Source organism: Rhizobium sp. AN6A (genome assembly GCF_900215635.1).
GTDB lineage: Bacteria > Pseudomonadota > Alphaproteobacteria > Rhizobiales > Rhizobiaceae > Agrobacterium > Agrobacterium tumefaciens.
The window spans coordinates 1,475,505-1,500,318 of the sequence record NZ_OCNC01000004.1 but is presented as its reverse complement, the minus strand read 5'-3'; the positions used below and the strand labels follow the sequence as shown (position 1 = coordinate 1,500,318).

The window sequence follows — 24,814 nt, the reverse complement described above, 5'->3', positions numbered from 1 at the left end:
TTAGACGTCTATCATTCGTCATCGGGGAGCGGAGGAGCAGTCGATCCGGTGACGCCACATGCGGTTCCCTCAATCCGGCCATTACGCCGGTTGATTGGGGGTCTCATGATGATCAGGCAGCTTATAGCGCCTTTCATGCGTTCCATCGAACGCACGGCGCGACAGAGACTCTGGGAGGAGAAGCATGAGTGAATTGTCCCTGGGACATCCGGAAAATGTCAGCGCAGAGAAGCGCTGGCTGGCATCCTACCCGCCGGGCGTACCTTCCGAAATCCCCGCATCCGCCAATACCTCCCTTGTCGAACTTCTCGAAAAGAGCTGCGCGAAATTTGCCGACAGGAAGGCCTTTTCCAGCATGGGAAAGTCCCTGACCTACCGGGAGCTGGATATTGAAACCCGCGCGGTGGCCGCGTGGCTGCAATCCAGAGGGCTGGAAAAAGGCGACCGGGTTGCGGTGATGATGCCGAATATCCTGCAGAACCCCGTCGCCGTATACGGAATTTTGCGGGCAGGCATGATCGTGGTCAACGTCAATCCGCTCTATACGCCGCGCGAGCTGGAACACCAGCTGAAGGATTCCGGCTCAAAAGCGCTTTTCGTACTCGAGAATTTCGCCCATGTGGCGCAGCAGGCGGTGCCGAAAACCGCCGTCAGACATGTGGTCGTTGCGGCCATGGGTGATCTCCTCGGCCTCAAGGGACATATCGTCAATCTTGTGGTTCGCAAGGTGAAGAAACTGGTGCCGGCCTACGCTATTCCCGGCTCCATCAGCTTCAAGGCCGTGTTGAAGGAAGGTCAGGGATTTTCCCTGAAGGCGGTCCGCCTCCTGCCTCAGGATATCGCATTCCTGCAATATACCGGCGGAACGACGGGCATTTCCAAAGGTGCGATCCTCACCCACGCCAATCTTCTGGCCAACAAGGCGCAGATCAGCCTGTGGCTGGATGCCGCTTTCACCCAACGCAAGGACCGTCCAGAAGTCCTCAACTTCGTCTGCGCGCTGCCCCTATGCCACATCTTTGCGCTAACGGTGAATTCGCTGATGGGAATTGCGCTTGGCGGCCATAACCTGCTGATCGCCAATCCGCGCGATATTCCCGGCTTCGTGAAAGAGTTGTCGCATTATCGACCGCATATTTTTCCGGGTATCAATACGCTGTTCAACGCGCTGATGAACAATGAGGATTTCCGCAAGCTCGATCTGTCCTCGCTCATTCTCGTTCTCGGCGGCGGCATGGCGGTGCAGAGGCCGGTGGCCGAGCGCTGGCTTTCCATTGTCGGCTGCCCGATCGCCGAAGGTTACGGGCTATCGGAAACATCGCCCGTTGCCACCGTCAACAGACTCGATGCCACGGAATTCAGCGGCACCATCGGCCTGCCTATTTCCTCGACGGAGATCGACATTCGCGACGAGGAAGGCAACAGCCTGCCGACCGGCGAGGTCGGCGAGATCTGCATTCGCGGGCCGCAGGTCATGGCCGGTTACTGGCAGAGGCCGGATGAAACCGCGAAAGCAATGACCGAAGACGGCTTCTTCCGTTCAGGCGACATGGGTTTCATGGACGAGCGCGGCTACACCAAGATCGTCGACCGCAAGAAGGATATGATCCTCGTTTCCGGTTTCAACGTCTATCCGAACGAGATCGAGGAGGTGGCCGCCAGCCATCCCGGCGTGCTGGAATGCGCGGCAATTGGGGTTCCCGACGAACATTCCGGCGAGACCGTCAAGCTTTTCGTCGTCAAGAAGGATCAGTCGCTGACGGAAGCGGAACTCAAGGCCTTCTGCGCCAAGAGCCTGACCAACTACAAACGGCCGAAAATCATCGAGTTCCGAACGGAGCTGCCGAAATCGAACGTCGGCAAGATCTTGCGGCGTGAGTTGCGCAATCTGAACTGAAGGACGAGAGCCGGGTGACCGGCTCTTTTCTTTTCTCCCAGTCCATTTCTTTTACCGAAGTCGCCTTGATTTGGTCGCCTGAAAAAGAATAGTTTCCTCATCCTTCCAGGAAGCCGAGGAGCACGAGATGCAGGCCACCATCGAAAAACTGAAAGCAACGGCAAGCAGCACAGCCGCAACCGATCTGCGCGCCGCTTTTGCGGACGACGACAAACGATTCAGCCGTTTCAGCACCAAATTCGATGACCTGCTGATGGACTATTCCAAATGCGCTGTTAATGACGAAATCGTCACGCTTCTCGAACAGCTGGCGCGTGACGGTGGCGTCGAGGCAAAGCGCGAGGAGATGTTCTCCGGCAAGGCGATCAATTTCACCGAAGATCGTGCCGTGTTGCACACCGCACTGCGCAATCGCTCCAACACGCCGGTTCTCGTTGACGGCAAGGATGTGATGCCGGATGTGAACGCCGTTCTTGCTGCCATGGGCAAGTTTGCCGACGCCATTCGCTCCGGTTCCCTGAAAGGTGCGACCGGCAAGAAGATCACCGACATCATCAATATCGGTATCGGTGGCTCCGATCTCGGCCCCGTCATGGCGACGCTGGCGCTTGCGCCTTTCCATGATGGTCCGCGTGCGCATTTCGTCTCCAATATCGATGGCGCGCATATTGCCGACACGCTGAAGCTCGTTGATCCCGAGACCTCGCTCTTCATCGTCGCCTCCAAAACCTTCACCACAATCGAAACGATGACGAATGCCGCGACCGCGCGCCGTTTCATTGCCGAAAAGCTGGGTGAAGAGGCTGTGAAGCACCATTTCGCCGCCGTCTCGACAGCATTGGAAAAGGTTGCCGCCTTCGGCATCGAGAGCGATCGCATCTTCGGTTTCTGGGACTGGGTTGGCGGACGTTATTCGATCTGGTCGGCTATCGGCCTGCCGCTGATGATCGCCATCGGGCCGGAGAATTTTGGAAAGTTTCTGGATGGCGCGCATGCCATGGACAAGCATTTCCGCGAGGCGCCGATCCGTGAAAACCTGCCGATGCTGCTCGGTCTCATCGGATTTTATCACCGCAACGTGCTGAACTATTCCACGCGGGCGATCCTGCCCTATGACCAGCGCCTGTCGCGTTTCCCTGCCTATCTGCAGCAACTCGACATGGAATCGAACGGCAAGGGCGTGACGATCGACGGGACACCTGTCGAAGGCCAGTCCGGCCCGGTCGTCTGGGGCGAACCCGGCACCAATGGCCAGCACGCCTTCTACCAGCTCATCCACCAGGGCACGAGCGTCATTCCGGCGGAATTCATGATCGCCGCCAACGGTTTCGAACCGGAACTGCGCCATCAGCACCAGCTTCTCATCGCCAATTGCCTGGCGCAGTCGGAAGCCCTGATGAAAGGCCGCACGCTGGCCGAAGCGAAAGCCCAGCTCACCTCCAAGGGCATGGAAGACAGCCAAGCCGATTTCATCGCGCCGCACCGCGTTTTCACCGGCAACCGCCCGTCCATTACCTTCGTCTACGACAAGCTGACGCCATTTGCGCTTGGCCGTCTGATCGCGCTCTACGAACACCGCGTCTTCGTGGAAGGCGTGCTGTTCCGCATCAACTCCTTCGACCAGTGGGGTGTGGAGCTTGGCAAGGAACTGGCAACCGGCCTGCTTCCCGTCGTTGAAGGCAAGGAAAGTGCAGCCGGCCATGACAGCTCGACACAGGGTCTGGTGAAAGCGCTGTCGGGACTGGCGGGGTAAAATCCTTGCTCCCTTGATAATTACGAAAGCCGGAAGGAAACTTCCGGCTTTTTCAATTCAGCATCGATGGAACGCCGATTGGAGGCACATATGGCACTGCGGCAAGGCAAGGATTTTCTGGCGTTTCATGATCTGCCTGAAGATGCGGTGCTGTCGATCATAGACCGTGCAGGCAGTCTGGCGCATGACTGGTCAAAGCGCACGATGCCACAGCTGCTCAAGGGAAAACGCATCGGGCTGATCGTCGACGACACCGGTTGGCGCAACACCGCTGCCTTCGATCTCGGCATTCAGGCCATGGGCGGTATTTGTGCCAGCGTCCCGATCAGCTTTAATGGCCGTGAAGAAATCGCCGACCTGGCGGGCTATCTCGACAACTGGTTCGATCTAGTCATTATCCGCACGAAAGAACTCGCGACCCTCCGGGCGCTTGCAGCCGAAATGCGTGCACCCGTGATCAACGCGCGGACTAAGTCCAATCATCCCTGCGAGACGCTTGGCGATCTTGCCTACATAAAAAGCGTGAGAGGCCGGGTCGACGGTCTCAAAATCGTCGGCGTCGCACCGGATGCAAATATCTTAAGCTCGTGGGTCGAGGCCTCGATTTCCCTGCCAATTCAGGTCACACAAGTTTACCCCGAACAATGGCACGTCACCGATGCTGCGCTCATCAACCCGAATTTCCGGGCCAGTTCTGATATGGCGGAGTTGCTGGACACGGATGTGGTCATTACCGATTCCTGGCCCGCCGGTTCGGATCATATCCTGATCGACTACCGCATATCCGCATCCCTTCTCGACAGGATGCAGCCCGAGGTGATCTTTTTACCCTGCCCGCCGGTTGCCCGTGGTCAGGAAGTGACGGCAGATGCAATGACGCATCCGGCCTGTCAAAGCCGGCCCGCAAAGGCATTTCTTCTGCACGCGCAGAATGCCCTGATGGAATTTCTCCTCGCCTGAGACGGCGCCGGTCGCCTCAGATATACAGCGCCGCCATCTTGCGCCAGGGGCCTGCCCGATGGGCACGTCCCTCCCAGACATGCAACTGATGCCCTATCTGCTTGTCGTTAAGAACCCGGCTCAAGTGATGGTTGTTGTCCAAAAACGGATCGGCATCGCCGATGGTGAAAACCATGTCGATGCGGCGGAGGTTTTCAAGCCGCCAGCCGCAGGCGAGGTCCGGCAGAAAGTGGCTCGGCATGTGGAAATAGACATCGTCATCGTAGTAACCGTCGAACAGATCGCCGAAGGATTCCACCTTCATCGTCAGGTCGTAGCGGCCGGAAAAGGCGACGAGCTTGCGGAAAAGATGCGGGTGGCGAAAGACGAGGCTTGCGGCCTGAAACGCGCCGAGACTGCAGCCCTGCACGATGGTATCGCCATGCGGGTTCTTCTGCGCCATCAGCGGCAGCACTTCATTCAGAATATAATCTTCGAAGGCGGCATGGCGGCGAATGCGCTCGGCCGGGTGATTATAGGCCGCATAAAAGGTCTCTCTAGCCAGCCCCTCGATACAATAGAGCTGAAGATGACCGGCCTCCACTTTATCGGCCAGACTGTCGACAAGGCCAAGTTCCTCATATTCGAAGAAGCGCCCGTCGCGTGTGGGAAACATCAGCACCTTGGCGCCAGAATGACCGAATATCAACAGCTCCATATCGCGATGAAGCCTTTGACTATACCAGCGGAGATATTCGCGTTTCATGGCACCTTGAAAAACTGTCTGACCTTGTCCTTGTGGACCGCATCTTGGGATGCACTGTCAGCGTATTCGAAATGTCCCGCGTCTAGGATGAAGATTTCATTAAATTTTGAGGACGGCAGGGCATTGGCAACCGCAAATTGGCACGGCGGCGCCACCGCCGGATCGAACAGGGCGGGCGCGACCAGCATCGGCACTTTTATGCGGGAAGCCGCAGAAGCGGCATCGAACAGACGCAGCATTTCCAGCACATTGGCATGGGTCTTCTGATAGGTCTGGACCGCATCCGCGCTGCCGACGGTCGGCAGCGTCAGCCAGAACGGCCGGTGCCCGAATGTCGGTACGACCAGATGGCCCCGGTCAAGGCGCGCATCATATGGTATCGCCAAAGCCCCGATGCCGCCGCCGAAGCTGATGCCGCTATAACCCACCTGCCCTTCCAGCCATGGATAGAGCGTGACGAGCGTGGAGACGGCGATCCACAGATCATCGACACAGCCACCGATGATGTAGTCGTCTTTCCTATCGATGTTGTAGAGGACATGAAGGGCCGGGTCGGACGAAATCGGCGGACAGGCGCTCAGCGAAAGCCCGCGAAAACAGGGAAACAGCACGGCCGTTTCTTCCACCGGCACATCGAAATCGGGCTCTCCCCGCCCACCATAACCATGGCCGACAACAAGGCCGCGCCGCACCTGTCCTTCGCGCGGCAGAAGCATCCATCCACCGATGCGGAAGCCGCCGGTGGATGTGTAGGAGATGTCGAGAACATGCCAGCGGGGATGGCTGAGTTTGCTCTTGCGCAGCACCGGTCGCGGATCCGTGGCCAGCGCGCGACGATAACGCTTCTTCCAGAAATCATCAAAGCCCGGCGGCGCCTCAGGCGGGATAATGGCCAGCAACTGCTCGCGCTGCATGCCATAGGTCGGGTCGAAATCGAAAGGATGGGTTGTTGGAACGCTCATGCGATGCTTGTTTCGTGAAAAACCGGCCGACACAAGCTTCTTGATATCCAAATATCGGTTTTTTACGGCCCTGGCCCAGGCAGGAGTGGTGAACCGCCTTTTCAAAACGGTTCAACCATATCCTTTACAATCCGATTTCATGCGCGAAGGGCGGATTTGCGCCAGCTCGCGAGACGGTCACCGCAGCAGCCTTTGCGCCGAGCGCCAAAGCCTTTCTGATCTGTTCTTCCGTCAGCGAAGCAACCTGCGCCTTCGTCAGAAGCCCCTGCATTTTCAGCGAGGCGAGAATACCGGCGTCGAAGGTGTCGCCCGCGCCGACGGTATCGACGACCTCCACGCGCTCGGAAGCCACTTCCACCTTGAAATTGGCGGTGTAACCGACCGCGCCCTTGGCGCCACGTGTGACGACGACCAGTTTCGCGCCGTGATGCAGCCAGTGGCGCGCGAGCGTGTCCTCATCGCCTTCCAGACCGAACCACTCGAGGTCTTCGTCGGAGAATTTCACGATATCCGACATGGCAGCCATACGGCGGATGCGGGCCATATGCGACTGCTTGTCCTTGATGAAACCGGGGCGGATATTCGGATCGAGGGAGATGACTCGGCTTTGATGCTCGCGCACCATAAGCGCCTCGTAGGTGCTGCCACAGGGTTCCGGAATGAGGCTGATCGCGCCGAAATGCAGCGCCTCGCAATCGGCGCCCAAGGCCGGAAGCTCGGCCTCGGTGATCATCCGGCCGGCGGTGTTTTCGTCATAAAAGGCGTAGGTGGCATGGCCATCGACGAGCTTGACGAAGGCGATGGTGGTCGGCCGCGAAAGCGTTGCGCAATAGCTGAAATCCACGTTGCTCGCCCGCAGGGTTGTCCGCAGGATATCGCCCATCATATCATCGGAAAGACCCGTGAAGAACGCGGACGGGACGCCGAGACGCCCGAGCGCAATCGCCGTGTTGAAGACCGCTCCGCCTGCATAGGGGGCAAAACCCGCCTCACCCAGCGTCGTCTGCCGGGGCAGCATGTCGATCAGGGCTTCACCACAACACAGGATCATTACGGTCCTCCTCAAACAGCAAATCAAATGGACTTAAATCGATTTAGACGAAGATCGATCGGAAGGCCAGCCACAAGCTGGCTGGCCGCATCCGAAATCAAGATTGCGGCAATTCGCTGACGCCGCCGCGCTTTGCAGACCAGGGCAGCGGGTTATCGAGGAAGGCCTCGACCTCCGACAGGGTCTTTTCGTCGAACAGCTTTTCAGCCCGGGCAACAGCCAGAACATCGCGCCAGGTCGTGAGATAATGCAGCTTGACATTGCCATTGGCGAAGCGCGCTTCGGCCTGTTCGAAAATGCCGTAGTAGAAGAGTGCAATACCGTGATCGACAATGCCGCCCGCCGCGCGGATGGCGTCGATGAAGGTAAACATCGAGCCGCCGGCCGTCGTGAGGTCCTCGATGACGAGAACGCGGGCGCCTTCCGGCATATGGCCTTCGATCTGGGCGTTGCGGCCATGGCCCTTCGGCTTCTTGCGGCAATAGATCATCGGCAGGCCAAGGCGCTCGGCGAGGAAAGCCGCGAATGGAATGCCCGCCGTTTCACCGCCTGCGACACAGTCGAACTTCTCGAAACCGGCCTCACGCATCACCGCCGCTGCCGCAAAATCCATTGCCGCAGAGCGAATGCGCGGGAAGGAAATGAGCTTGCGCATGTCGATATAAACAGGACTCTTCATGCCCGAGGCGAAGGTGTACGGGCTTTCCGAATTGAAGTGAACCGCCTTGATTTCCCACAACATCTTCGCAACCAGTTCTGCAACGACAGTGCGGTCAGTGAATGTGAAATGGTTCATAGGCGTTCTCCTTTTTCGGCCTTGGTTTATCGCTCCGAAAACCGGGGCCAGTTTTCGGAAAGCACAACGTCTCGGTTCAGCATTGCAGGCATCCGCAGGCGGCACCGGAACTTATGGATGCCTGTGGACCATAACAAAACCGCCGGCATTGCCGGCGGTCATCAAAAAAATCAGCTCACGTCCCAATGAAGCGGGAACATCGGATCAAATACGGTCACGGGCCCGGCGCCCGTCTCGATCTTGGCGGGAAACGACACCGGCTCCTCGCGCTTCACCAGCGTGATCGTCTCCTCATTTGGCGCCAACCCGTACCAGGCTGGGCCGTTGAGGGAAGCGAAGGCTTCCAGCTTGTCGAGAGCGTTTTCCTGCTCGAAGACATGCGCAAGACAGCTCATGGTGTTGATCGAGGTATAGATGCCGGCGCAGCCGCAGGCGCATTCCTTCAGCGGATCGACATGCGGGGCGGAATCGGTGCCGAGGAAGAAGCGGGCATCACCCGAAATCGCGGCCGCACGGAGTGCCAACCGGTGCTCCTCGCGCTTGGCGACGGGCAGGCAGTAATAATGCGGCTTGATACCGCCGACCAGAATAGCGTTGCGGTTGATGATGAGATGGTGAGTGGTGATGGAACCGGCGAGATTGGCCTTGGACGACTTGATGTACTCCACGCCATCGCGGGTGGTAATGTGCTCCATCGTCACCTTGAGTTCAGGCAGGCGCTGGCGCAGCGGCTCCAGAACCGTTTCGATAAAGGCTTTCTCACGGTCGAAAATATCGACCTCCGGCGTCGTCACCTCGCCATGCACGCAAAGCGGCAGGCCTATCTTCGCCATGCGTTCCAGAACCGGCATCGCCTTGTTGAAATCGCGCACGCCGCCGTGGGAATTGGTGGTCGCGCCGGCCGGATAGAGCTTCACGGCGGTGATAAGGCCACTTTTCTTGCCCTCTTCCACGTCGTCGGCCTGCGTGTCCTCGGTGAGATAAAGCGTCATCAGCGGCTCGAAACGGTCGCCCGCCGGAATGGCCTTGACGATGCGTTCGCGATAGGCGCGGGCATCGGCGCAGGTGACCACCGGTGGCACCAGGTTCGGCATGATGATTGCGCGGGCGAAATGGCGGCTCGTATCCCCGATCACGCCTTCCAGCATGGCGCCATCGCGCAGATGCAGATGCCAGTCATCAGGGCGGCGAAGGGTGAGCGACTTCATCGGGATACCTCGGAGCATGACGGAATTGGCGCCCGCTTAGCATCTTTCGTCACAGGAAAACAGCCGCCGAGAGGCATCGGGCGGCTGTAAATGTCATTTTTTTGAAGCGAGCCTCAGATGCCGCCCGCTTCGGGACCCCACACATCCGTCATGGCAAAGCCGTCCGCGAAGGGATCGAAGGGGTCAAGGCCGACTTGGTGCAGCCCGAAGGTGAAACCACGTCCGGCAATGGTGGGAATGACCGCCGGACGGCCTGCCACTTCGGTGACGGCGGAAAGGCCGACGTCGAATTCCGAACCGATGATCGAACGGGATTTGTATTCGTCTCCCACCTTCACCTTGCCGCGCGCGTAAAGCGTTGCAAGATTGGCGGAGTTGCCGGTGCCGCAGGGCGAGCGATCCGCCCGGCCCGGCCACATGGTGGTGCAGGTGCGGATGGAACCATCGGCATCCACATCGCGGAACATCACATAGGCCACGCCTGATATGGCGGGGATTTCGGGATGCACGACCGTCATTTCACTGTTGACGAGGTCCTTGAGGATCATGCCCGCAGCAACCAGTTTCGCCGCATTGGCCTTTTCGATGGTCAGGCCGATCTGGCGCACATCGACCAGCGCGTAAAAGATGCCGCCATAGGAAATATCCATCGTCACCTTGCCCCATTCGGGCGTGTCGATGGTCACATCCAGCTCATGCACGAAGGACGGCACCATGGTCAGCTTGACCTTTTCGCAGCGCCCGTCGCGGCAGGTGGCGGTGGCCTTGACCAGACCGGCGGCCGTTTCCAGAATGACGACCGTTTCCGGTTCCTGCATCTCTACCATGCCGCTTTCCAGAAGTGCTGTCGTCGCGCAGATGGAATTGGAGCCGGAGCTGGCATGCGCCTGATCCGGCTGGAGAATGACGAAGGCTGTATGGGCATCCGGGTGCTTCGGCGGCAGCAGAAGATTGACCGACCCCATGGGCGTGCCACGCGGCTCCAGCGTCAGAAAGCGGCGCAGGGCTTCCCCTTTGGGATCGGTATTCATCCAGTTAAGCTGCTCGGCCACGGTGTTGCCGGGAATTTTCGGCGCGCCGCCGGTGACGACACGGCCGATTTCGCCTTCGCAATGAACATCGAGAAGCTGCAGGGTGCGTTTCCAACGCATGGGATCTTACTCCGGAAGTTGAGCTGTTGACCGGACCATATAGGTAAAAATACAAGCTGTATACAAATCTGCGCGAGCTGGATGGCGAAAATCGCTTATGGTTTTCGCCATCCAGTTCTCATCGTGATCTAGCGATTACGGCACTCCGCCCGGTTACGATTGGCGGCGGCGTCGCAATTCACTCTCGAAGACTGAACCGCCTGATCGTCCACCACGGAGCCGGCCGTATCACCAACCGATCCGACGGTGTTTTCGACAGAGCGGCCGAGCCTCTCCACCTGCCTGCCGTAATTTTCACGCGTGCGCGGATCGAACACCGCAATGGGCGCACTGACCACGACGCTTGCCGCTGTTCCGACCGTTTGCGCGGCACCGATGCTGACCGCGCCCAGCGCCTCACCCAGACCGACATCGGAATCCGTCACGGTCTGACCGGCAATGAGGCGGTCGCCGATCAGGCGCACGACTTCAGGGCTTTCTGCAAATTTGCCGTGGTTCAACCGGTCACCGGATTGCAGCTTGGTCAGATCGAGTACAGTAATACCGGCCTTTTCCAGCTGGCTGCGATAGGGTTCGACGGAAGGGTCGATCTGGCCCAGACGGTCGACATTGCCGGAAATGCGGCGCGACAGGCTGAGCGCACGATCATCCTGCGAGACGAACAGGGTGAATTTCGGCGGCGCCTTGCCGAAGCTGGCGAACTGCCGGCTGAACACGTCCACATCGAGATCTGGTGCTGCCAGAATGACATTGCTGATCTTCGGATCGACGCGGCCGTTGCGGATGGCCATCTGGCGCAGCGCCTCCACGGCAAGCCAGGTGCCCATGGAATGCGCCATGACCGTGACCTCGCCTATCGACTTGTCCTTTGCCAGACGGGTCAGCATTTCCTCAAGCGCATCGCGCGAGTAATTGGTGCTTTCCTTGTCGTAATTATAGTCGAAAATACTTGCTCGCGACGGCCATGTGAAAACCACAGGCACGACATCCGAGCCGGAATCATAGACGATCTGGGCAAAGCGATAGACCGATTCCTCGTAACGATTATTGAAACCGTGCACGAAGACCAGAACGCGGCGGTCCTTCTGGATATGTTTGCTGATCCAGCTTTTCGTCTCCGCTTCGGAACGAACAGGCTCAACCGCCACCGTGGTGAAATCCTTCAGCGGGTCAGGCGGCAGCTTCTTCGGCCACTGCACCTGCCCGACCTTGCGGTTGGCCTTGGGCGGAATGGAGATGGTGACGGCATCGACCTTCAAGCCGGTTCCGCGTTCGCCGCCGAAAAGTACGGCGGCATTGTCCGACGGCGCACGCGTGGTGGCGACCAGAAGATTGACGGGCGTGGTTCCCGCCACGGTCTGCCCTGTTGGCGTCATGACCCCGATGGGACGCCCCCCGCAGCCGGCGAGCAGGGCAACAATCGCGATTATGGCTACGAAGCGGATGGGCATCACATCATTCTCCTGCAACCCAAAGGCAGCCGGATAGCGGCCAGAGGACAGGAATTTCTACCGGAGGCGGAACTGCCGCGCCAGCAACCATCGCGGAAGCGCGGAGATTTCCGCGCCGGTGTGTCCAAACAGACCCAATTTTCCCGCCTTGCGGAGCCGGGAGACGTGATTGTGACGTGCAGGCGAGTTCTATCGCTGCGGCAGCATCGTGCCCCTTTCGCGAAGGGCATTGTGCCAGGACAGCGCCTCTTCAATGAGGTGCGGCGTATGTCCGCCGCGTGCCACCGCCCGCTGGAAATAGTCCGTCAGGGCATCGCGATAGTGGGGGTGCACGCAATTTGCGATAATGACCGCAGCGCGCTCACGCGGGGCAAGGCCGCGCAGATCGGCCAGCCCGATTTCCGTGACCAGAATATCCACATCATGTTCGGTATGGTCGACATGGCTGACCATCGGCACGACGCTGGAGATGGCGCCGCCCTTGGCAATCGACTTGGTGACGAAGATGGACATATAGGCGTTGCGGGCAAAATCCCCCGAGCCACCAATGCCGTTCATCATGTGAGTGCCACCGACATGAGTGGAATTGACGTTGCCATAAATATCGAATTCCAGCGCCGTATTGATGCCGATGATGCCGAGGCGGCGGATGACCTCCGGGTGATTGCTGACCTCCTGCGGACGCAGGATCAGCCTGCTCTTGTAATCGGCCAGTCGCGGCATGATCCGTTCGTTCATGGCGGAGGAGAGCGTGATCGATGAACCGGAGGCGAAAGTAAGCTTGCCAGCATCGAAAAGCTCGAAGGTCGAATCCTGCAGGACCTCCGAATACATTTTGAGATCGTGAAACGGCGTATCGATGAAACCGTGCATGACGGCATTGGCGATGGTGCCGATACCGGCCTGCAACGGCTGGAGTTCGTGGGTCATGCGGCCATGACGGACCTCATTCAGCAGGAATTCGGTGAGATGGCCGGCAATCGCCTTGGTCTCGTCATCAGGCGGCAGCACCGTCGAAAAACTGTCGCTCTTGTCGCTGAGGACGATTGCGGCGATTTTTTCCGGCGGCACCGGAATGAACGGCAGACCGACGCGACTGTCCGTTGCCACCACCGGAATGGGCATGCGGGTCGGGCGTTTTGCGGGGATGAAAATATCATGCAACCCCTCGAGAACGTCGGGTTGCGAAAGATTGATCTCAACGATGACCTTTTCGGCCAGAATGGCAAAGCTCGCCGAATTACCGACGGATGTGGTGGGCACGATACCGCCGTCCGCCGTAATCGCTACCGCCTCGATGATGGCAACATCGACGCCGTGGATCTGGCCGCCGCGCAATTGCTCGACCGTTTCAGAAAGGTGCTGGTCGATGAACATCACCTTGCCGTCATTGATCGCCTTGCGCAAAGCGGGGTCGGACTGAAACGGCATACGGCGCGCCAGCATGCCCGCCTCCACCATGGTCTTGTCGAGATCGTTGCCAAGCGATGCACCGGTCATCAGGGTGATCGTCATCGGGTGCGTCTTCGCACGCTCGGCCAGCGCCAGCGGCACCGCCTTTGCTTCGCCGGCGCGCGTAAAGCCGCTCATGCCCACCGTCATGCCATCCTGAATGAGGCCGGCAGCCTCTTCAGCGCTGACTATCCTGTTCAAGAGGGACGCGTTGCGGATACGCTTTTCAAGCATGCACTTCTCCATGATCTGCATTCCAGATGGCGCGTCACGTGGCTGGCCACCTCACCAGTGACTATGGCGCGGAGTTTCAACGATGAAACTGACATAGATCAAGGGTGTGAACGGGACCATGGCTTTGATCCATCAAATCTGATCAACAGACCGCAAGTGGCGCATCTGCGCGACAGGCTGCGGGGCCATCGCAGCATCGCAGCCCACCGCAACCGCTGATGAGCCGAGTGGATCGCCTCGTTACATACAGGAGAGTTGCCTCAGCTATTGCCTGCAATCAGGGGCCTTCGCATGCGGAGGCCTGGCCCAGCACGACCTGCCCTACCTCGACATCATACGCACGGAGGCCGAATGCACCGAGGCTGATCACCCGGTAACAGGGGTTGCCGCCGGTCCACAGGGGATCGACAACCTCGATATCGGTAATGAAGCGATGTGCGCAGGCCTGGCCGGAACTATAGGCGATACCTTCGGCGCTGGTGCCCGCCATCGGAACGTGGATATGGCCAAAAACAATATGGCGCACGCCCGCCGGATGGCTGCCTAGACGCTGCATAACCGCGCCGTCATCATGCATGCCGATGTTTTCGAAATGCCGGATACCGCAATCCATTGGCGGGTGGTGAACGAAAACCGTCACGGGAAGGTCGCCAGCGCCTTCAAGCGCCTTGTCCAGCCATGTCAGGCGATCCGCACCGTACATGCCGCCGATGACATCGGCCTCGTGGCTGTCGAGAAACAGCAGCCGGCCGAATTCGGTATCGATGAAGGACTGGATATAGCCGTTTTCATCCCGTGGCTGTTCGGGAAAGGCCGCCACGAATTCCGGACGGCGGTCGTGATTGCCGAGCATCAGCCGCACGGGCAAGGACACGGATGCCAAAATGTCGCGAAGGAGTTCATAGGCCTCCGGCTCGCCGTAATTGCAAAGATCGCCCGTCATCACCAGAAGGTCGGCATCGGCGTGTTTTTCGACGATATCTGATATCGCCGCGCGCAGCTGCTTCTCGGGATCCACGCCGTTTATCGCGATGCCTGGCGGCAAAAGATGGGTGTCTGTAATCTGGATGATCTTCATTGTCGGTCTCTCTGCATGAAAATGGCTGCGGGAATGTGCTTCCCGCAGCCTTTTCGATGGTTTCGCTTACTTCAGCAGGGCGTTGGTCTGCTCGACGATCTGCTTGAGACCAGCTTCCGGCGACACTTCACCGCGCATGACGGTGCCGATAATATCGCGCTGGGTGCGCCAGATGCGGACGGAATCACCACCGGGATAACCGGCCCACGGCAGAGAACGGTCAGCCTGCAGCGAAGCGGTCTTCACATTCGGGTTCTCGGCGTAATAGGGAGCCAGGAAGTCAGCGCCGGTTGCCAGCTTGTTGGTCGGCAGGTAGCCGGTGATGCGCACGATGGTGTTCTGCGCCTCGGGGCCGGTGATCCACTTCAGGTACTTCCAGGCAGCGTCCTGCTTGGCTTTTTCCTGCGTCAGGATAACGGCAGAGTTGCCGCCGGTCGGCACGCCGCCCTTTTCCTTGTTGTCGAGCGGGAAGGTTGCCGTCTTCAGCTTGAAGCGATCGCCAACCAGACCCTGGATTGTCTGAACGTGAGCGGGCGTCGAGAAGATGAAGCCGGTAAGGCCTGCACCGAACTGCTGGCGCGACTGGTCCCAGTCGAGCAGGTTCTGGCCACCTTCGGTGACGAACTGGCGGGTCATTTTCAGGGCGTTGAGGCCGATCTCATTGTCGAATGCAACGGTCTTGGTCTTTTCGTCAACGAGCTTGCCGCCCTGTTCGAAAACGAGCGCCTGCCACAACCAGTCATCCGGCCAGCCATTGATGTCGTAGCTCATGCCCGCAAACTTCGGGTCGAGTGCCTTGATCTTCTTGGCGAGAGCGATCAGCTCCGGGAAGGTCGTCGGCATCTTGTCCGGGTCGCCGCCAGCCTTGGTGACGAGGTCGGAGTTGATGTAGATGATCGGCGAGGAAGCGTTGACCGGCAGGCCGTACTGCTTGCCGTCGATCTGGCCGAGTGCGGCCATCTTCGGGCTGTAGTTCTTATCGAGGAAGGCCTGGCCGCCTTCAGCCTGGATGAAGGGGCTAAGATCGGTGATCTGGTTGCGCGGTGCGAGCGTGTGCACCAGTTCCGCCGTCAGGTTGTAACCCGAGAAATAAACATCAGGCAGATTGCCCGTGACGGCGGAGCGCAAGACCTGCTGCTGGCCTTCATTGTAGCCTGCGGCCGGAGCGAGGAAGTTGATCTTCACATCCGGGTTCTTCTTCATGAATTCATCGGCCAGCGGCTGATGGAATTTCGTGAAACCCGGCAGGTTGTAGAGAACGTTCAGCGTGATTTCGTTGGCAAGAACCGGCGTAGCGAGGCCTGCAAAGGCCACGCCGAGTGCCAGACCGCCCATCAGAGCGCGTCGGTTGATTTTCATGTCATTCTCCAAAATGGGTTGGGAGGAGGAGTTCGAACGACGTCACTTGACGCCGGTCATGGTAATACCGGCGATGAAATGCCGCCGTGCGAGGAGGAAGCACAGCACCATTGGCGCGGTAATCAGTGTTGCGCCCGCCATCAGGGCACCGTAATTGGCGCCGGATTCGACATCCGCAAAAAGCATCATGCCGAGCGGCGGCGGGGCGAGATTGGTGTCGGAGACCACGATCATCGGCCAATAAAGGTCGTTCCAGTGGGCGACGAGCGAGAAGATCGAGAAAGCCGCGAGCGAAGGCAGCGAGCCGCGCAGCACCAGTCCCCAGCAAATCTCCATTTCCGAAAAACCATCCATGCGGGCCGCTTCGATGATTTCATCCGGGTAGCTGCGGAAGGACTGGTTGAACAGGAAGATGGCGAAGACCGACAGGAAGAACGGCATCATCATCGCGAAATAGGTATTCAGCAGTTCCGTCTTCGCCAGACCGACGAAAAGCGGCAGGGCAAGCGCCTGAATTGGCACGCAGAGTGCCGCGATGATGAGACCCAGCAGCAGCTTGCGGCCCGGGAACCTGAGCTTCGCCAGCGCATAGGCCGCCGGCACCGATGTCAGGACCTGCACGACGAGGATACCGACGCAGACGATGACACCGTTCAGCATGAAACGCGCCATCGGCACCTGGCTCGCTGCGCGGGTATAGTTTTCGACGGCATCGAATTTCGCCGGGATCGGCCAGAGCGAGACGTCGAATATTTCCGCCGGCGAGCGGATCGACGTCAACATCATCCAGTAGAACGGCAGGAGCATAACGAAAGCGCCGAGTGCCAGCACGAGATGCGGGAAGTATTTGCGGAGCGCGGCCATCAGTAGTGCACCTTCCGGTCCATATGCAGCGTCTGGCCAATCGAGAGGATCAACACGATCGCGAGGAAGATCACCGTCAGCGCGGCGGCATAACCGGTGTTGGAATATTCGAACCCTTCAAGATAGAGATCGAAAAGCAGGGTTTCGGAACCGAAGCGGCCCTTGGTCAGCACGGCAACCGTCTCGAATACCTTGAAAGCCGAGATTGAGGTGGTGACCACGACGAACATCGTCGTCGGCCCCAGCATTGGCCAAGTCACCGTCAGGAACCGGTCAATCGGGTTTTTCGCGCCGTCGAGTCTCGATGCCTCGTGCAGATCCTTCGAAATGGCGGTGAGGCCGGCGAGGAACAGCACCATGTTGAAGCCCAGAACCTGCCAGACACCCATCAGCGCCATGGTGGGAATGAGCAGGACCGGGTTGGAGAGGAACGCGACGGGCTCGAAACCGAACCACTTGATCGCCGCATTCACCGGGCCAAGCGAAGGATGCAGCAGAAATTGCCACACGGTCGCCATGGCGACGAGCGTTGCGGTGACGGGCAGGAAATAAGCGACTTCCCAGAAGGCACGGCTGCGCTTGCGATTATAAACGAGCAAAGCCACGCCGAGCGCCAGGAAAACGCCGAAGGGAATGACGATGACCGCATAAATGGCCGTATTCGCCAGCGCGCGCAGGAAGACCGGGTCGTGGAAAGCCTTCACGAAATTGTCGAGACCCACAAAGCGGGTGGAGAGTGCGCCGAGCTTGTAATCTGTGACGGAAAAACCGGCCAGAACGAATATGGGAACGATATAGATCGCCAAAAGCAGCAGACTTGCCGGTGCTGCGAACATCAGACCGCGCCAGATCATCCGTCGGTCCGCCTTCGAGAGGCGCGGGCGAGACTTTGTGCGCGTGGCCGAGGAAAAATCAACCGCCGTCATGCCGGCACCATTTCACGCACCGTCGTCTTGCGACGCAGGCCGTCTGCGGCAAAAAGATGCACGCGCTCCGGCGCAAAGCCGAGGTTCATCACGCCGTTCTCATCGGCGCCCAGTACCTCACCTGCTGCCTGACGCAGGGTGATGGCCACCGTCTCGTCGCTCAACAGGCGGCAGCTTACGAAACGGTCCGCACCGTGGGTTTCGCTGCGGGTCACCCGCACTGCGAAGCCTTCGATGCCCGGGCGCAAATCTTCGGCGCGAAGGCCAAGCGTCGCCGGGCCGGCATCACGACCAGAAGCCTCGACGCCAAGATCGCGGCCGAAAGCCGTGACCTTACCTTCAGCATGGATTTCCACCGGCAGCAGGTTGATCGACGGCGTGCCAATGAAGCGCGCAACCGTCAGTGTCGCCGGTTTCCGGTAAAGCTCGTCCGGCGTGCCCAGTTGCTCGATACGACCTTCCGACATCAGCGCGATGCGGTCCGACATTGTCATCGCTTCGATCTGGTCATGGGTGACGTAGATAAACGTCGCGCCCAACCGCCGGTGCAGCCCGGCAAGCTCCTCGCGCATGTGGGCGCGAAGCTTTGCATCTAGGTTGGAGAGCGGTTCGTCCATGAGGAATGCGGCAGGCGAGCGCACCAGTGCCCGGGCCAGAGCCACTCGCTGGCGCTGGCCGCCTGAAAGCTGGGCCGGCTTGCGGTCCAGCAGATGCGCGATCTGCAGGGTCTCGGCCGCCTGTTCGACGGCAGCATCGATCTGGCGCAAAGTTTCGGCAGGCGCCGCAAATCTTCCGATCAGCGGCAAGCGTGCAGCAAGCGGCAGACGTCGCATCCGAAGCGGCGTCGCGATGTTCTGGCGCACGCTCATATGCGGATAAAGCGCGTAGGACTGAAACACCATCGCCAGATTGCGATCACTTGGATCGATCTCCGTCACATCCTTACCGCCGATCGTCACCGAACCGCGATCCGGCGTTTCCAGCCCCGCGATGATGCGCAGCAGCGTTGACTTGCCGCAGCCGGACATGCCGACGAGGGACAAAAATTCTCCGGGACGGATGGAGAGATCGATCTCTTTCAGAATATCGTCAGCTCCAAAGCCTTTTCCGATACCCGAAAGTTCAAGTGATTGTGGCGTCATTCTGCGCTCCTTTTCTGGAGCGCATATGCTTATATTGTATGACAATATGACGAAGGTTTGCAGAAAGTTCCGTGACACTGAAAAGCCCGGCAATCCCGGCTCATCGCCACGCCTTGAGATACCGACCTTCACAAAAAACCGCTAATATCAGGGGGGCAGTTCGACTATCCGAGCTTGACGCTTGTTCACCGGCCTTGCGTGCCTCGCGGGCCCGGTTTCTAAACGGCTGCAAGAATCACATGAGCCTGAATTTTGGCGACGACTTCGTCGCTGCCATAGCGCGCTTCAATGGCGGATGCGGCGCAGTCCGTCGCGGCTTCAAGTTTTCCCGGCCCTCTGGCTTCGATTTCGGTCCGGAGAACGGTTCCCTGACAATAGGCGATGGAAGGAATTCGCGGTGACGATGCACGGCTTTGCGCCGCTATCGTCTCGATCACCACGAGAGAGAAGCCGGCACTTTCCAGCTCACCACGAATCAATGTCGTATCGTGGTAGCCGTGCGGGGTGCGGGCCATGAAGCGCGGCGGATCGTCGGGAAACAGGCTTGCAAGGGCGTTCGTCACCTCATTCGCGAGATGATTCTCCTCGATTCGGTCCCATACGTTGAATAAATAATGGCCGCCGGGCTTCAGCACCCTCTTCGCTTCGCGATAGGCAGACGGGCGGTCGGGAAAAAACATCGCACCGAACTGGCAGATAACGAGATCGAAACCAGCATTTTCGAAAGGCAGCGCCTGCGCGTCGGCTTGACGCCACTGGATGCGATTGTCGGGCACCTGGTGCGACGCCGCAAAGTCGAGCATCGGCTGGTTGAGGTCAGTCACGACATAATTTGCCGCGGGCGGCAATCCGGGTGCCAGTTCACGCGTTACAACCCCGGTACCTGCGGCGATTTCCAGAACATTGATCGGCGTCAACGCCGCCGCCCGCCGTGCCAGATCGCGGGCGAATGGCTCGAAAATCAACGGCACCATATAGCGGTCGTAGTTTTCCGGAATAGAGCCGGCAAAGACCCTGTCCGTTTCCAACATGGCTTTCACCCTGCGGTCAGCTGATGACCCCGGAACTTTAGCACATATAAGGGAAATTCGGAATCTGTTCGGCCACGTGGGTTTTACGGAGATGCCAATGGTGCCGATATTCTATCGGCATGACTCAACAGCCTTGGGCAAAGGCCGTATTATTGTATTTTTGTGGGAAGAGAAATGGCGCACCCGAAGAGATTCGAACTCCGTTGTAGAACGCCAATAATCCGACAAATGCTGGGATTCACACCCCGCTGCCCGCGCCTTGTGTATCAACAGTGTGTGCTCATGTAAAACACTAAATGCCCCTGAGCGCCTGTTCGTTACCGGAGCGGCAGAAGACGAAATGCAAACCAACATCAGTTCACGGCAAAGTGCATCTAAACGCGAGGGAGTGTATATATACAACCAGTGATTCGAGGAACCAGATGCCTGCTCAAGACGACGCTCGTGAAAATCAGCTTATTGATCTTTTCAATCTTTACCGTGAAGAGAATCGGTCTCGGCATGGAACAGACGCTGTCCTAAAAGTCGATCGCAATACGCTTATCAAGTTCGAGCTGAAGTCTGTCACGGTGGAGAAAGGCAGTCTTAGTACGGTTAGGGACCTCGGAAGAGATCATATAGAGAAGTGGCGAGACACGCACTGGATAGTGGCGTTCTACGATAAATCCGGCAAGCTTGCGCGCTGCAAATACGCAAGTCCGGATGACATGAAGCCATGGATCGAGAAAATTTGGAACTACGTTGAGGCTGACTTTAGAATGGCGGACTTAGTTCCTGACACAGTCACTCTACGAGAGATGCAGGGTATCGTTGGCAGAAAAGCGATATACACCAAAGACGATGCAAAAAGACTTCATAAGAATCAGTACTCAGCCGCCCAATACAAAGAGCTAATGGACCTAGCCGATGGGTATAGCCCAGAGAAGATGTTAGGAATATTTAGAGACCGCGTACGTTACCTCCTGTTACGGGGCTCCACTCTAAATAATCCTCATATCCCTGCGTCGTACTTCAACCATCATCCTGATATTACTCGCGAGTACGCGGCAACCCTTAGGAAGCTCGTAAAAGCGTGGCTCAAAGATCGCCGGACGGCTGACCAAGAGCTGTAGCTACCGCCTTTGCAACTGCGTATGCCATAGGCGGAGCTACGGAATTGCCGATAAGGCCCAGCGCCTTATAGACTGGAGGCTTTATCGGCCAGTCCTCGGGAAAGCCCTGCAATATCATGCAGTCGGGTACTGAAAGTCGGAAATGGTTGTTTTTCGCGATATACCCCGAAGCTGCTTCTCGCGTCGGAGCGACTCCGTGGGGCCAAACAGCGACTTGGTTCCAGACCTTCATTGAAGTGGCGCTGTTCACCACGCTGGTGGTGTGGCGTGGGCCGGTCCAACCGCTCCTAATAGTCGGAGACAACGCGTCCGTGCCGATTTCGGGAAGGCCTAAAGCTTCTCGTACACCCATAGTTTTTGGAAGATTTGTATCTCCCAACCACTGGTGGGTAGGTAGAGGCTTGCTAAATCTTGAGGAGTCGGAGTTTTTGGCAAAACCTACGAAGAACACGCGTTGACGCTTCTGTGGTACCCCGAAATCCTCCGCGCTGAGTTTAAATGTATGAACGTCATAGTGCTTGCCGAGCGGCGCGTACAGAACATCATTGAGATAGTCTACGAAACGACGGCTTTTCAGGCCGGAGACATTCTCCATCACAAAAGCTCGTGGCTTCACCGAAAGCACGGCTCTGACAAATTCTGGAACCATATCACGTACGTCTGCCGCACCTTTTCGACCACCGGCCGTACTGAACGGCTGACAAGGCGGTCCCCCATGAAGCACATCGACTTTTCCCTGATATTGCTTCCAGTCGACTCTTCTCACATCGCCGTCTTCACCACAATGAACCGTCCACGAAGGACGTGCTGCCCGAAGAACTTTTCCTGTCTCTTCGAGAATGTCGTACGACGCGATATGCCTGTAACCAGCTCTATCAAAACCTAGGTCTAGCCCACCACATCCGGCGAACAGACTCAGCGCTCGCAGGCCGTTATCGGGAGCTAGTGGCATGAGGTCAATTGGAGACAACCGTGGTACAGGAACGGGGTGTTTAGGCAGCTCACACTCGCCACTCAAGGCGCGCGCCTTCGCTTGCTTGGCTTCTACAGAGATGACGCGGAATCTCTCACGCTGCTCAGCCGTTAACGACCACCCCTTATACCACTCGGTTTCGGTTCCTCGGGCCGCATGCGCGACCTTTTTCTTCACAAGACCCAACACAAGCCCCTATCATATAAATTTGTGACGCATGATGTCGCATAAAGGGTCGTTTGTGAATCCCCCATAAAATAATTCGGAGATCAAGACGCCCAAAAGTCACGCAATCATCAAAACTGGCTTGATCGTTTTCAAGTGCTTTCAATTATGAATTTCGCTCGATGAAAAAGCTCATCGAATGTAAGAATTTCTGGTTGCACGAGGTTCCTCCGATACAGCTCAAAAGCTCGATACTTAGGCTTGTTGAGCCCTGAATCGGTTGTGAGTTCACTCAATCGCCCGGCGATTACGAAGGAACGCGGCTGCACCGCATGGAGAATTTCGCCTGTCGGACTGCCATCTTCTGTTTCAGGCCGAAGCTCCTCTCCGATGACTGACAAAGCAGACTGTACGGATGCTTGAACTTGCGCAACAGCACCCGAAAGCTCTTTCGACGGCTGCCACACATCTGGCCGATAGCTGCCTGATGCCAAAAGCGCGGTATTATGGTGTTTTATCTCTACAAAACAGAGGGAGCTCACCTCGGCCCTTGTCTTGAGTAAACTGTCTACCCGTTTACCGCGGCCAGAAATATCAAAGCCTCTGATCACTTGTTCAAGCTTTCGGTCTTCGAGACCCGCCATAAATACGAACGCGAGCCCATAGCCAAAAACCCATTGATTCTGCTCAAAGAACCGCTGCCACACTGCCTCAGGCCGTCCGGCGCATTCCGCCAACTCGTCCGCAAATGCTAGCTCATCGTTCAATAAGTTTCCGAAGCGTTGTAACTGAGACTTCCGGTAGCCTAGCGCTACGACATCCTCGGTGGTTATTTCGGTCCTCGCAATTGCAGCTAGCAAGGCGCCATTAGCAGCCATCATCTTGCGGGTCTGCTCTGGTGATAAGAGCATTTCTTCAAGCTCACCATCGCTAAGGTTCAACCCACCCTCGTCGGGAAAATTTACACGACGGATATTCGCAACGAATTGCAACAAAGCAGTTATCTGAGCCGGATAAAGCGTGAATGCTTCTTTCGCACCTGCTTTGGTAAACTTCTGTATTACCAGATTCGTTATGCCCCGATTATCCTCCAGGAATTTGGCAACCAGCTCAAAGCGAGCTGGTGGAACTTCCTGCAGAACCAATTCACCCTTCTCGTTCGCAAACTCTAAGCCTCCGCCCCCATCAACAACTCTCCTAGCTATCCGGATTGGTTTACCAGAGAAACTGCTCAGTCGGCGGCTCACAAAGGTCCTCCATGGCCGCTTATTTTTGAATGCCTGTTCTTCATCCCATCCTCCCATTTTGCCCCCCATCGATGGTCTGTATAAGGGTATGGTGAAGTGGGTATTTTAACAACATCCACATGCTCGCAAAAGCCGGTCACAAAACAAGTAGACGCCCCCTCGCCAAGGCGTCTGAGGGTAACGCCGTTCCTATTTGGTCTCGGGCATCAGTCTATAAACAGTAGAGCGAGCGACGTTAAAACGCTTGGCCACGGCCATCGGTTTATCCCCAGCAGCCAAGGCCGCCCTTATGGCTTCCCCATCGACCGTCACGGGACGCCCTTTGTATCGCCCTTCTTCTTTCGCTTTGGCGATACCCTCAAGCTGTCGCTCTTTCCTGAGGTCCGTTTCAAACTCGGCAATGGCACCCAGCATGTTGAACATAAGGCGTCCGGTGGGTGTCGTGGTATCGATATTCTGTTCCGTTGCGATCAAGTCCACGCCCTTAGCCTGTAACTCCTGAGAGATTGCGTGTAGGTCAGGCACAGAGCGGGCTAGGCGATCAAGGCGGGTCACAACCAAGGCATCTCCCTTCCGAGCAAAGCGGATGGCCTCAGCGAGCTTTATGCGGCCTTCACGGGTAGTCCCGCTTGCTTTGTCGATGAATACCTCCTCAACACCGTGGCGGGTAAGAATATCCACCTGAGCGGTTTCGTTCTGACCGGTGGAAGATACGCGGGCATATCCGATTTTCATGAGACACCTTTTGTCCGATAAGGTCTAAGATAAAATCGGAATAGTGTCTCTTAATTCGAATGTCAACTCATATCGGACACATTCAGTTCCGTTGAGTTTGTCCGCAGTGGGTATACCTTATCGGACAACGACTGAGACATCAGAAAACCATCAACCTCTTCGCCAGCTCTCTCCCGGCTTTGGTCAAATGTATCTCGGGCGACCTAGCACCCGTAGGGCCGCATCGCTGTTCCACAAGGCCAAGCCCGGGTTTCCCGTGACGGTCGTGCTTGCCGAGGGCATAGACGTTCCGCGAGACTGACGACTGGCTGATGCCAATGAGGTCCGGGAGGTCACATTGGAGAACTCCGGGGCGCATCGCCACGGCCAAGAATACCGAGACCATGTGTATCGGCATATCAGCCCGAAACTCCCGCAACACCTCAATGCGGTCACTTAGGGTCCGCAGTGCACTCACCCGCTTGGGCGTCCTCCGTTTCTCAATCGCCAGTTCCATATGGTCTCCCTTTGCACGTCATGAAG

The 24,814-nt window shown here is 57.7% G+C and carries 22 protein-coding genes; 4 read left to right on the top strand and 18 right to left on the bottom strand.

The window, feature by feature from the left end; translation table 11 throughout:
• Positions 1-184 precede the first annotated feature (184 nt).
• From CRO62_RS19860 to CRO62_RS19850, 3 genes are all read left to right on the top strand, one after another.
• Positions 185-1,897, top strand: coding sequence for a long-chain fatty acid--CoA ligase (locus tag CRO62_RS19860; RefSeq protein WP_097101422.1), 1,713 nt, complete (start codon positions 185-187; stop codon positions 1,895-1,897).
• Between the two features lie 127 nt (positions 1,898-2,024).
• Entirely contained in the window at positions 2,025-3,650 is a 1,626-nt protein-coding gene (gene pgi, locus CRO62_RS19855; RefSeq protein WP_097101420.1) for a glucose-6-phosphate isomerase, read from the top strand.
• Between the two features lie 90 nt (positions 3,651-3,740).
• The gene (locus CRO62_RS19850) at positions 3,741-4,610 is read left to right on the top strand and encodes an ornithine carbamoyltransferase (RefSeq protein ID WP_097103158.1); all 870 of its coding nucleotides are present in this window, start codon (positions 3,741-3,743) and stop codon (positions 4,608-4,610) included.
• Positions 4,611-4,626: 16 nt separating this feature from the next.
• On the opposite strand, the gene CRO62_RS19845 is transcribed toward CRO62_RS19850, so the two are convergent.
• From CRO62_RS19845 to CRO62_RS19780, 14 genes are all read right to left on the bottom strand, one after another.
• Complete coding sequence (locus CRO62_RS19845; RefSeq protein ID WP_097101418.1) at positions 4,627-5,355, bottom strand: esterase family protein; 729 nt, start codon at positions 5,353-5,355, stop codon at positions 4,627-4,629.
• A complete protein-coding gene (locus CRO62_RS19840) occupies positions 5,352-6,317 on the bottom strand; it encodes an acetylxylan esterase (RefSeq protein WP_097103157.1) in 966 nt (321 codons plus the stop codon). The genes CRO62_RS19845 and CRO62_RS19840 overlap by 4 nt, the downstream gene beginning before the upstream one ends.
• A gap of 124 nt (positions 6,318-6,441) precedes the next feature.
• Positions 6,442-7,368 carry a carbohydrate kinase family protein gene (locus CRO62_RS19835; RefSeq protein WP_003514875.1) on the bottom strand — a complete coding sequence of 309 codons (927 nt, stop codon included), beginning with the start codon at positions 7,366-7,368 and terminating at the stop codon, positions 6,442-6,444.
• A 97-nt stretch (positions 7,369-7,465) separates the two neighbouring features.
• Positions 7,466-8,164 carry an orotate phosphoribosyltransferase gene (locus CRO62_RS19830; protein WP_003514873.1) on the bottom strand — a complete coding sequence of 233 codons (699 nt, stop codon included), beginning with the start codon at positions 8,162-8,164 and terminating at the stop codon, positions 7,466-7,468.
• Positions 8,165-8,334: 170 nt separating this feature from the next.
• The gene (gene pyrC / locus CRO62_RS19825) at positions 8,335-9,372 is read right to left on the bottom strand and encodes a dihydroorotase (RefSeq protein WP_097101416.1); all 1,038 of its coding nucleotides are present in this window, start codon (positions 9,370-9,372) and stop codon (positions 8,335-8,337) included.
• A 113-nt stretch (positions 9,373-9,485) separates the two neighbouring features.
• On the bottom strand, positions 9,486-10,523 hold the full coding sequence (locus CRO62_RS19820; RefSeq protein WP_038489725.1) for a 4-hydroxyproline epimerase: 1,038 nt from the start codon (positions 10,521-10,523) through the stop codon (positions 9,486-9,488).
• 128 nt (positions 10,524-10,651) lie between these two features.
• Positions 10,652-11,974, bottom strand: coding sequence for an alpha/beta hydrolase (locus CRO62_RS19815; RefSeq protein WP_097101414.1), 1,323 nt, complete (start codon positions 11,972-11,974; stop codon positions 10,652-10,654).
• A 189-nt stretch (positions 11,975-12,163) separates the two neighbouring features.
• Entirely contained in the window at positions 12,164-13,660 is a 1,497-nt protein-coding gene (locus CRO62_RS19810) for an acetyl-CoA hydrolase/transferase family protein (RefSeq protein ID WP_097101412.1), read from the bottom strand.
• A gap of 277 nt (positions 13,661-13,937) precedes the next feature.
• Positions 13,938-14,738 carry a phosphodiesterase gene (locus CRO62_RS19805; RefSeq protein WP_097101411.1) on the bottom strand — a complete coding sequence of 267 codons (801 nt, stop codon included), beginning with the start codon at positions 14,736-14,738 and terminating at the stop codon, positions 13,938-13,940.
• Between the two features lie 66 nt (positions 14,739-14,804).
• Positions 14,805-16,097, bottom strand: coding sequence for an ABC transporter substrate-binding protein (locus tag CRO62_RS19800; protein WP_025592292.1), 1,293 nt, complete (start codon positions 16,095-16,097; stop codon positions 14,805-14,807).
• A 42-nt stretch (positions 16,098-16,139) separates the two neighbouring features.
• Positions 16,140-16,961, bottom strand: coding sequence for a carbohydrate ABC transporter permease (locus CRO62_RS19795; RefSeq protein ID WP_003514860.1), 822 nt, complete (start codon positions 16,959-16,961; stop codon positions 16,140-16,142).
• Positions 16,961-17,887, bottom strand: a complete 927-nt coding sequence (locus tag CRO62_RS19790; protein ID WP_097101409.1) for a carbohydrate ABC transporter permease — start codon at positions 17,885-17,887, stop codon at positions 16,961-16,963. The genes CRO62_RS19795 and CRO62_RS19790 overlap by 1 nt, the downstream gene beginning before the upstream one ends.
• On the bottom strand, positions 17,884-19,029 hold the full coding sequence (locus tag CRO62_RS19785) for an ABC transporter ATP-binding protein (RefSeq protein ID WP_179784580.1): 1,146 nt from the start codon (positions 19,027-19,029) through the stop codon (positions 17,884-17,886). Before CRO62_RS19785 ends, CRO62_RS19790 begins: the two co-directional genes overlap by 4 nt.
• A gap of 218 nt (positions 19,030-19,247) precedes the next feature.
• Positions 19,248-20,060, bottom strand: coding sequence for a class I SAM-dependent methyltransferase (locus CRO62_RS19780; protein WP_097101407.1), 813 nt, complete (start codon positions 20,058-20,060; stop codon positions 19,248-19,250).
• Between the two features lie 422 nt (positions 20,061-20,482).
• Between CRO62_RS19780 and CRO62_RS19775 the strand changes: the two genes are divergently transcribed.
• Positions 20,483-21,172: a hypothetical protein gene (locus tag CRO62_RS19775; RefSeq protein ID WP_097101405.1), complete on the top strand. Its 690-nt coding sequence runs from the start codon at positions 20,483-20,485 to the stop codon at positions 21,170-21,172.
• On the opposite strand, the gene CRO62_RS19770 is transcribed toward CRO62_RS19775, so the two are convergent.
• The 4 genes from CRO62_RS19770 to CRO62_RS19755 all read right to left on the bottom strand — a co-directional run bounded on the left by CRO62_RS19770 (position 21,138) and on the right by CRO62_RS19755 (position 24,788).
• Complete coding sequence (locus CRO62_RS19770; RefSeq protein ID WP_097103155.1) at positions 21,138-22,322, bottom strand: DNA cytosine methyltransferase; 1,185 nt, start codon at positions 22,320-22,322, stop codon at positions 21,138-21,140. The two genes, CRO62_RS19775 and CRO62_RS19770, sit on opposite strands and share 35 nt — an antisense overlap.
• 140 nt (positions 22,323-22,462) lie before the next feature.
• Positions 22,463-23,614 carry a Shedu immune nuclease family protein gene (locus tag CRO62_RS19765; protein ID WP_097101403.1) on the bottom strand — a complete coding sequence of 384 codons (1,152 nt, stop codon included), beginning with the start codon at positions 23,612-23,614 and terminating at the stop codon, positions 22,463-22,465.
• 132 nt (positions 23,615-23,746) lie between these two features.
• The gene (locus tag CRO62_RS19760) at positions 23,747-24,292 is read right to left on the bottom strand and encodes a recombinase family protein (RefSeq protein ID WP_097101401.1); all 546 of its coding nucleotides are present in this window, start codon (positions 24,290-24,292) and stop codon (positions 23,747-23,749) included.
• A gap of 139 nt (positions 24,293-24,431) precedes the next feature.
• Complete coding sequence (locus CRO62_RS19755) at positions 24,432-24,788, bottom strand: MarR family winged helix-turn-helix transcriptional regulator (RefSeq protein WP_097101399.1); 357 nt, start codon at positions 24,786-24,788, stop codon at positions 24,432-24,434.
• Between the last annotated feature and the right edge of the window lie 26 nt (positions 24,789-24,814).